The sequence below is a fragment of the Streptomyces marinisediminis genome (genome assembly GCF_026262575.1).
Lineage (GTDB): Bacteria > Actinomycetota > Actinomycetes > Streptomycetales > Streptomycetaceae > Streptomyces > Streptomyces marinisediminis.
Genome location: NZ_JAPKFL010000035.1, coordinates 38,691 through 46,909, shown reverse-complemented (window position 1 = coordinate 46,909; position 8,219 = coordinate 38,691). Strand labels below are relative to the sequence as shown.

The 8,219-nt window shown below is 75.9% G+C and carries 6 protein-coding genes; 2 read left to right on the top strand and 4 right to left on the bottom strand.

What is annotated here, in order from left to right; genetic code table 11:
• Window positions 1–178 precede the first annotated feature (178 nt).
• Window positions 179–1,234 carry a C40 family peptidase gene (locus OSB71_RS22075; RefSeq protein ID WP_265950545.1) on the bottom strand — a complete coding sequence of 352 codons (1,056 nt, stop codon included), beginning with the start codon at window positions 1,232–1,234 and terminating at the stop codon, window positions 179–181.
• Between the two features lie 196 nt (window positions 1,235–1,430).
• Between OSB71_RS22075 and OSB71_RS22070 the strand changes: the two genes are divergently transcribed.
• Window positions 1,431–1,784 carry a hypothetical protein gene (locus OSB71_RS22070; protein WP_265950544.1) on the top strand — a complete coding sequence of 118 codons (354 nt, stop codon included), beginning with the start codon at window positions 1,431–1,433 and terminating at the stop codon, window positions 1,782–1,784.
• 117 nt (window positions 1,785–1,901) lie between these two features.
• Here the strand turns inward: OSB71_RS22070 and OSB71_RS22065 are convergent, their stop codons facing one another.
• Window positions 1,902–2,513, bottom strand: a complete 612-nt coding sequence (locus tag OSB71_RS22065; RefSeq protein WP_265950543.1) for a DUF1707 SHOCT-like domain-containing protein — start codon at window positions 2,511–2,513, stop codon at window positions 1,902–1,904.
• Between the two features lie 66 nt (window positions 2,514–2,579).
• Between OSB71_RS22065 and pcrA the strand changes: the two genes are divergently transcribed.
• A complete protein-coding gene (pcrA, locus tag OSB71_RS22060) occupies window positions 2,580–5,090 on the top strand; it encodes a DNA helicase PcrA (protein WP_265950542.1) in 2,511 nt (836 codons plus the stop codon).
• Between the two features lie 229 nt (window positions 5,091–5,319).
• Here pcrA and OSB71_RS22055 read toward each other — a convergent pair whose 3' ends face one another.
• Window positions 5,320–7,032, bottom strand: coding sequence for a peptidoglycan DD-metalloendopeptidase family protein (locus OSB71_RS22055; protein WP_416237311.1), 1,713 nt, complete (start codon window positions 7,030–7,032; stop codon window positions 5,320–5,322).
• Window positions 7,033–7,256: 224 nt separating this feature from the next.
• Window positions 7,257–8,039, bottom strand: coding sequence for an esterase/lipase family protein (locus OSB71_RS22050; RefSeq protein ID WP_265950540.1), 783 nt, complete (start codon window positions 8,037–8,039; stop codon window positions 7,257–7,259).
• Window positions 8,040–8,219 lie beyond the last annotated feature (180 nt).

Below are 8,219 nucleotides of genomic sequence, written 5' to 3'. Positions count from 1 at the left end.
GCTGCGGACCGACTGAGACCGCGCCCCGCCCCGGGCGGACCCACCCGCCCCGGGCGGACCCACGGCGCCCCGGGGCGCCCCGCGCGCACCCGGACGGCGTCCACCCGCGGCCGGCGGGCGAAGGAGACGTGCGCCGCCGACCCGGGCCGAGCCCGTCGCCGGCCGGGCGGGGGCGTCGTCAGGCCGGGCGGGTGGCCGCCGCGAACGGCATCTGGTCGACGGGGGCGACGCGCACCGTGGCGCCCGGCCGAGGGGCGTGGATCATCCGGCCGCCGCCGACGTAGAGGCCCACGTGGCTGAGGTTCTCGTGGAAGAAGACCAGGTCGCCGGGGGCCAGCGCGTCGCGGGCCACCCGGCGGCCCGCGTCGACCTGCGTGTACGTCGTGCGCGGCAGGAAGACGCCCGCGGCGCGCCAGGCCGCCTGGGTGAGCCCCGAGCAGTCGAAGGCGTCCGGCCCCGTGGCGCCCCAGGCGTACGGACGGCCCAGCGCCTGGCGCGCGTACGCGACCGCCTGCGCGGCGCGGGTGCCTGGGGCGGGTCCCGGCGCGGTGCCCGGGGCCGCCGGCGCCCCCGCGGTGCGCGGCGGTGCCGGGTGCTCCGTGTTCTCCGGCCCCGCGTTCCCCGGCCCAGCCAGCAACCGCCGGGCCGCCGAGAGCTTCTCCAGCGCCGCGCGCTTGTGCCGGCTCGCCGCCCGCCGGGCCTCGCGCACCTCGGCGGCCTCGTCCCGCGCCTCCGCCCGCGGCAGGTCGCCCTCGCGCAGCCGGTCGCGCAACTGCCGCAGCGTGCCGGCCTGCCGCGCCCCGGCCCGCTCCTCGGTGGCCGCGCGGCGCAGGGCGTCACGCGGCGCGGTGGACAGGGCCAGGCGCACGGTCGGGCCCACCGCGCCCTGCCGGTACCGGGCGGTGGCCAGGGAGCCGAGGGCGTTGCGCGCGGTGTCGGCCGCGTCCGCCGTGCGGGCGGCCTGGTCGGCGAGGGTGTCCGGCCGCCGCTCGGCGCGGTCGGCGGCGTCCCGCGCGGCGTGGTGCCGCTCGGTGGCCGCCCCGGCGGCGTGGCGCAGCCCGTCCACGTCGGCGCGTACCTGCCCGGCGCCGGGGTCCGTCTGGGGCTCCCCGTGGGCGGTGCCCGAGGCGGCCGCGGTCGCGGTGGCGGCCCCGGCCAGGGCCAGGCTCACCCAGGCCCGCGGGCCGGAGCGGGCGCGAAGACGGGGGCGTCGGGGTCTGCGATGCGCTGCCATGGACGGCGACGCTAGGCCGCCGCACCGCCCACCTGCCGGGCGATGACCGCCACTGACCGCAGGCGATCGTCCGTGCCCTGTCCGGTACGGCTCGCGGTGCCGCTCACCGACCGTTCGCGCACCGTTTGCGACCGGGCCGCGCGAGCCGCTGGCCCCGGGCGGCCCGGCCTGCTAGCCGCCGGTTACGCTCCGGTTCATGGAGATACTGATCAACGCCGTCGTCGCGCTCCACATCATCGGCATCGCCGCGCTCCTGGGCGGCTTCCTGTTCCAGACGAAGGCCCTGGGCGCCGGTGAGGCCCGGATGCTCCCGGGCATGCTGCACGGCGCGCTCACGATGCTGGTCACGGGGGTGGCGCTCGTCGGGCTGAACGAGGCGGACGGGGCCGAGGTGAACCACGTCAAGATCGGCATCAAGCTCGCCGTGCTCGTGGTGATCCTCGCACTGGTCTACGTCAAGCGCGACGACCGCGCGGTCCCGGCACCGGTCATGGGCACCGTCGGACTGCTGACCATCGTCAACATCCTCATCGCCACGCTCTGGACCTGACGCCACGCTCCGGGCCTGACGCCGCGGGCGGACGCCGTCCGGCGCGCCACCCCGCGTCGGCGCCGCGCACCCGGGGCCGGCCCGGGTCGGGTGGCCGCGCGCCGGTGCGGGGCGCGACTACTTGCGGCGGCGCAGCTCCCACCGGTTCGGGTAGCGGATGCGCACGTTCCCCATCCCGGCGGACCCGGTCACCTCCAGCGTCGGCGCCCCGTCCGCCGGCGGGTCGATCACCTTGTTCCGCACGGACCCGACGTAGGCGCGCACCCCGTGCGCCCGCACCGTCCAGCCCTCCGGTACGACGATCGTCACGTCGCCGATGGGCACCCGGACCTCCAGCAGCACCTCGCGCACGTGGCACTCCGCCTGGCTGAAGTCGATCTTGACGTTGCCCATCAGCGACGTCGCCGAGATGTGCCGCGGCACGTGCCAGTGCCCGGTCTGCGTGACGTCCCCCGCGCCCGCGTGCAGGACGAGCGGCTCCTCGGCGCGCAGGCCCGGCGCGCCGGGTGGCGGCGCGCCGGGCAGGTCGGCCGTCAGCGGGGCCAGCTCGCCGTACGTCTTCGCCGAGAACGCCCGCTCCAGCCGCTCCTCCAGCTCCTCCAGGTCGAGCCGTCCGTCGCCCGCCGCCTCGCGCAGTCGGTCGGCCACGGCCTCGCGGTCCGCGTGGGACGCCCGCAGCGCGGGGTCGTGGTCGGGGCCGGGCACGGGCGCTCGCGAGGCGTCAGTCATGCGAGCAAGTCTAGGAGCGGTGGCCCCCGGCCCGGTGTCCGCGGCAGACTCTAGACTCGGTAGGCGATGAGCAGCCTCTTCGACGACAGCTTCCTGGCCCACCTCGAGCCCCCCGGGGACGAGGAGCCGCCGCCCCCGCCCGAGGGGTCCCTCGGCGTACCCGGGCAGCCGGGCGAGCCGGCGGAGGAGGTGCCGGAGGGCCTGTTCACCGGCTCCTTCGCCGGGCCGGGCGCCGGGCCCGGGCGGGACGGCCACTACCGCGACGGCGCCCCGCGCCCGGTGACGGACCCGGAAGCGCTGCTGTCGGGGCTGAACGAGCAGCAGCGCGCCGCCGTCGTCCACAGCGGCTCCCCGCTGCTGATCGTCGCGGGCGCCGGTTCGGGCAAGACGCGCGTCCTCACCCACCGCATCGCCTATCTGCTGGGCGCCCGCAAGGTGCACCCGGGGGCCGTGCTCGCCATCACGTTCACCAACAAGGCGGCGGGCGAGATGAAGGAGCGCGTGGCGGAGCTGGTGGGCCCGCGCGCGCAGTCGATGTGGGTGTCCACCTTCCACAGCGCGTGTGTGCGCATCCTGCGCCGGGAGAGCAGGAAGCTGGGCTTCACGTCGTCGTTCTCGATCTACGACGCCGCCGACGCCAGGCGCCTGATGGCCCTGGTCTGCCGCGACCTGGACCTGGACCCGAAGCGGTACCCGCCCAAGTCCTTCAGCGCGAAGGTCTCCAACCTCAAGAACGAGCTGATCGACGACGAGGACTTCGCGCAGCAGGCCACCGACGGCTTCGAGAAGACGCTCGCCGAGGCCTACCGCACGTACCAGGCGCGGCTGCGCGAGGCGAACGCGCTGGACTTCGACGACATCATCATGACCACCGTGCATCTGCTCCAGGCGTTCCCCGACGTCGCCGAGCACTACCGCAGGCGCTTCCGGCACGTGCTCGTCGACGAGTACCAGGACACCAACCACGCCCAGTACACCCTGGTCCGCGAGCTCGTCGGGGTCGGCGGCCCGCACGGCGCCGCCGACGGCGGGTTCGCCACCGGGGCCGACGGCGCGGGCCCCGGGCCGGGGGTGGAGCGCGGCGAGCTGTGCGTCGTGGGCGACGCGGACCAGTCGATCTACGCCTTCCGCGGCGCCACCATCCGCAACATCCTCCAGTTCGAGGAGGACTACCCGGACGCCACGACGATCCTGCTGGAGCAGAACTACCGCTCCACGCAGACCATCCTGTCCGCCGCCAACGCCGTCATCGAGCGCAACGAGAACCGCCGTCCGAAGAACCTGTGGACGCAGGCGGGGGCCGGCTCGCGCATCACCGGTTACGTCGCGGACAGCGAGCACGACGAGGCCCAGTTCGTCGCCGAGGAGATCGACCGGCTCACCGACGCCGGGGACGCCACCCCGGGCGACGTCGCGGTGTTCTACCGCACCAACGCGCAGTCCCGCGTGTTCGAGGAGATCTTCATCCGCGTCGGCCTGCCCTACAAGGTCGTCGGCGGCGTGCGGTTCTACGAGCGCAAGGAGGTCCGGGACGTCCTGGCCTACCTGCGCGTGCTCGCCAACCCCGAGGACTCGGTGCCGCTGCGCCGCATCCTCAACGTGCCCAAGCGCGGCATCGGGGACCGCGCGGAGGCGATGATCGACGCCCTGGCCGCCCGGGAGCGGATCGGCTTCCCGCAGGCGCTGCGCCGGGTGGACGAGGCGTACGGCATGGCGGCGCGCTCGGCCAACGCCGTCAAGCGGTTCAACACGATGATGGAGGAGCTGCGCACGGTCGCGGAGTCGGGCGCGGGCCCGGCCACCGTGCTGGAGGCGGTGCTGGAGCGCACCGGCTACCTCGCCGAGCTCCAGGCGTCCAACGACCCGCAGGACGAGACGCGGGTGGAGAACCTCCAGGAACTGGCCGCCGTCGCCCTGGAATTCGAACAGGAGCGGGGCGAGGACGACCCCGGCACGCTCGCGGACTTCCTGGAGCAGGTGGCCCTCGTCGCCGACTCCGACCAGATCCCCGACGAGGACGCGGGCGACCCCGGCACCGGCGTGGTCACGCTGATGACGCTGCACACCGCCAAGGGCCTGGAGTTCCCCGTCGTCTTCCTCACCGGCATGGAGGACGGCGTGTTCCCGCACCAGCGGGCGCTCGGCCAGGCCAAGGAGCTGGAGGAGGAGCGGCGGCTGGCCTACGTCGGCATCACCCGCGCCCGCGAGCGGCTCTACCTCAGCCGGGCGACGCTGCGCAGCGCGTGGGGCCAGCCCGCGCACAACCCGCCCTCCCGCTTCCTGGAGGAGATCCCGGCCGAGTACGTGGACTGGCGCCGACTGGGCACCGGGGCCGCCTCCCCGCCGGTGTCCGCGCCCCGGCGCGGCGGTGGCGCGGGCGGGTTCGCCACCCGCCGGGTGCAGGAGCGTCCCGTGGTCTCGCTCGCGGTGGGCGACCGCGTCACGCACGACCAGTTCGGCCTCGGCACCGTCGTCGCGGTGCAGGACAGCGGTGACAAGGCACAGGCCACGATCGACTTCGGCGACGCCAAGCCCAAGCGTCTGCTCCTGCGGTACGCGCCGGTGGAGAAGCTGTAGGCCCGGGGCCCGGCGGCGGCCGGGCTCCGGGCGGAGCCGGGTGCCGTGCCCCGGGACGGCGCCGGCTCCGCCCGGGTCGAGCCGGGTCGGGGCGCACCCCTGAACGGGCCGGTCGCGGCCGAAGTGGGTTCCGTCGGCGGCCGGTCGCGGCTCGCGGCGGCGGTGCGGACGCCGCCGGTGCGGGCGCGCGGCGGGCACGGGTGGCCGGGGCCCGCGGGGCCCGGCGCGCCTACGTCGGGTCGAGGCCCTTGGAACGGAACCAGGCGACCGGGTCCGTCGCGGTCCCGCCGCCGGGGCGGACCTCGAAGTGCAGGTGCGGGCCGGTGGAGTTGCCGGAGCTGCCCGCGTACCCGATGGTGTCGCCCGCCTTGACCTGGCCGGAGCGGATCTTGGTGCTGCTCAGGTGGCAGTACCAGGTCTGCGTGCCGTCCGCCGCCGTCACGATGGCCATGTTGCCGTAGGCGATGTCCCACTTGGTGGTGATCGTGCCGTCGGTGGCCGCCTTGACGGGGGTGCCGTAACTGACGGGGAAGTCGATGCCGGTGTGCACGGACATCCAGTTGATGCCCGCCTGGCCGTAGTAGGCGCTCAGGCCGCGCTGGTCCACCGGGAGGGCGAACTTGGGCCGCAGCGCCTCCCGGCGCGCCGCCTCCGCGGCCTTGCGCTTGCGCTCGGCCTCCTGCCGGGCCTTGAGGTCGATGCGCTCCTGGGTGCGGCTGGCGCGCTCACCGAAGTCGCGGGCGTCGTCGGTGAGTCCGGCGAGCTGCGTGTCGAGCTTGCTGTTGACGGCGACCGGCGCGGCGGTGTCCGCGTCCTCGGCGGCCTGCGCCGGGGCGTCCTCGGCGCTCTCGGCGACGTCGCCGCCGACGGACGCCGCGGCGATCCCGGCCACGCCCATCACGCACACGGAGGGCACGGCCACGGTCAGCAGGGCCGACCGCTTGGGTTTGGCCGCCCGGCGCCGCCCGGCCCGCCCGACCGGCAGCCCCGCGGTGGCCGCCGTCGCGGCGACGGTGGCGGCCGCGGGCTCCACGGGGGACAGGGAGCCGGGGGAGGGCGGCACGTCGTCGGCGTCCACGGCGGAGTACGCGGGGACGTCGGCGTCCGACCCGGTGCCGTCTGACCCGGTGCCGTCCGACCCGGTGGCGTCCGCCTCGGTGTCGGACTCGGTGCCGGGGCGGGGGTAGGGGTCCCCGTGGGACTCGGGCTGCGCGGCGGCGAGCCGCTCGACCGCCATGTGGTGCTCGCCCGTCGCGTAGGGCGCGTCGGCCGCGTAGGAGTGCGCGGGGTCGGCGTGCGCGGGGTCGGTGTGCGCGGGGTCGGTGTGCGCCGGCTCTGACTCGGCCGGGAAGGCGCCCGCGGCCCCGTCCGAGTCCGGGCCCGCTGCGGTCGCCCAGTGGTAGCCGGGCTGGGCGGGGATGCCGCCGACGAGCGGGTGGCCGTCGGTGGACCAGCCGTCCGCGCCCCAGCCGTCTCCGGCGACGGCGCCGTGCCCCGTGCCGTAGCCCTCCGCGGCGGGGTCGTCGGCCACGTGACCGGCCGCCTCGTCGGCGCCGACGAGGTAGCCGCCGAGAGGGTGGACGGCGTCGTCGTAGGCCGAGCCGTAGGGCGAACCGCCGTAGGCGGAACCGCCGTAGGGCACGCCGTCGTACGCGGCGCCGGGGTAGGCGGCACCGAGCCGCGCGGTGGTGAGGTCGTCGGCCGGGGCGTAGGACGCCTCGGCGAAAGGATGCCCGGGCCCCTCGAAGGGGTGATGCTGACCCGGCTGGCCGGAGTCGGCGGCCCAGGGGTCGAGGAGCGGCTCGTCGGCCGGGTACCCGGCGTGCGTACCGGTGGCGTAGCCGTAGGCGGCGGCCTGCCCGTAGGGGTCCTCGTATCCGGCGTAACCGGAGACCCCGGTGCCTGTCGTGGCCGTAGGACCCGACGGGGGACGGTCGTTCACCACCAACTTCTCTTTCGCCTCGGAGACAGGGGCTGCCAGAGCAGTGTCGGCGACTGTACCCGTCGCTTCGTGAGGTCGACAATCGTCCGCAGGTTTTGAGCAGGCGAAGACCGGGCACAAGAGCGCCCTTTCGGCGTACTACGGGCCAGTAGGCCGACGGTCGTTCGAGTCCCGCGTCCGGGCGTGGCGAGGCGTGCGGGCGGAGCGGCCGCCTCCGGAACGGCTCAGGCCGCGTCCGGCGAGGTGGCGGTCTGGTCCGCGCCGTCCGCGCCGTCCGCGCGCAGTTCGCGGCGGAGTTGGGCGATGACGGCCCCGTGCAACGGAAGGGCCAGGTGCCCGACGCCGCGCACCCGCACGCTGCGGTGGCGCAGGTCCGGATGGGCGAGGCGGGCGCTGTGCACCGGGTCGACCACCTGGTCGCACTCGCTCCAGAAGCTGACGAAGCGGGTGCGGCAGCCCGGCGCGGGCTCGGCCAGCTCCGTCAGCACCGCGGACCCCGGGCGCATCTGCCGCACCACCGGGTGCACCGACAGCGCCGGGGCGGCCCGCGTCCCCGCGTGCGGCGTCCCCAGCGTCACCAGCGTGTGCACGTGCGCGTCGCCGCCGAGCCGCTGCACGAAGTAGCGCGCGATCAACCCGCCCAGGCTGTGCGCCACCACATCCACCCGGCCCCCTCCCGTGCGCGCGCGGAACTCCTCGGCCTGCTCGCCGAACGCCGCGGCCGCCGCGCGGATGTCCCGGGTCAGCGGGGAGTAGTTGACGCAGGCCAGCCGGGTCCAGCCGTGCCGCCCCAGGGAGCGCCGGGCCAGGGCGAAGACGGACCGGTTGTCCACGAACCCGTGGACCAGCAGGGCCGGGCGCGGCCCCGCGCCGGCGGCGTCGGCCGGCGCCGGTTCGGCGGGGCGCTCGGCCAGCAGCCCGGTGGAGTACAGCGCCAGGCGGCCGGTGAGCGCCGCCGCCTCCAGCGCCGCCGTCCGCGCGGCCCCGAGTATCGGTGGCACCTGCATCGGGCTCACCCCCGTGAGCTGGGCCCCGTACGGTCGGACAGCCCGGGGCGGCGAAGCCTTTTTCCCATTGTGTGATTTCCCCCTCCCCCCGCACCATGAAACGAGCGGGTGGGCGATGCTGGGACGATAACGTTCGTTCACACCGGTACCCCTGCGGCGGTTGCCGGGCCGCGGTCGATG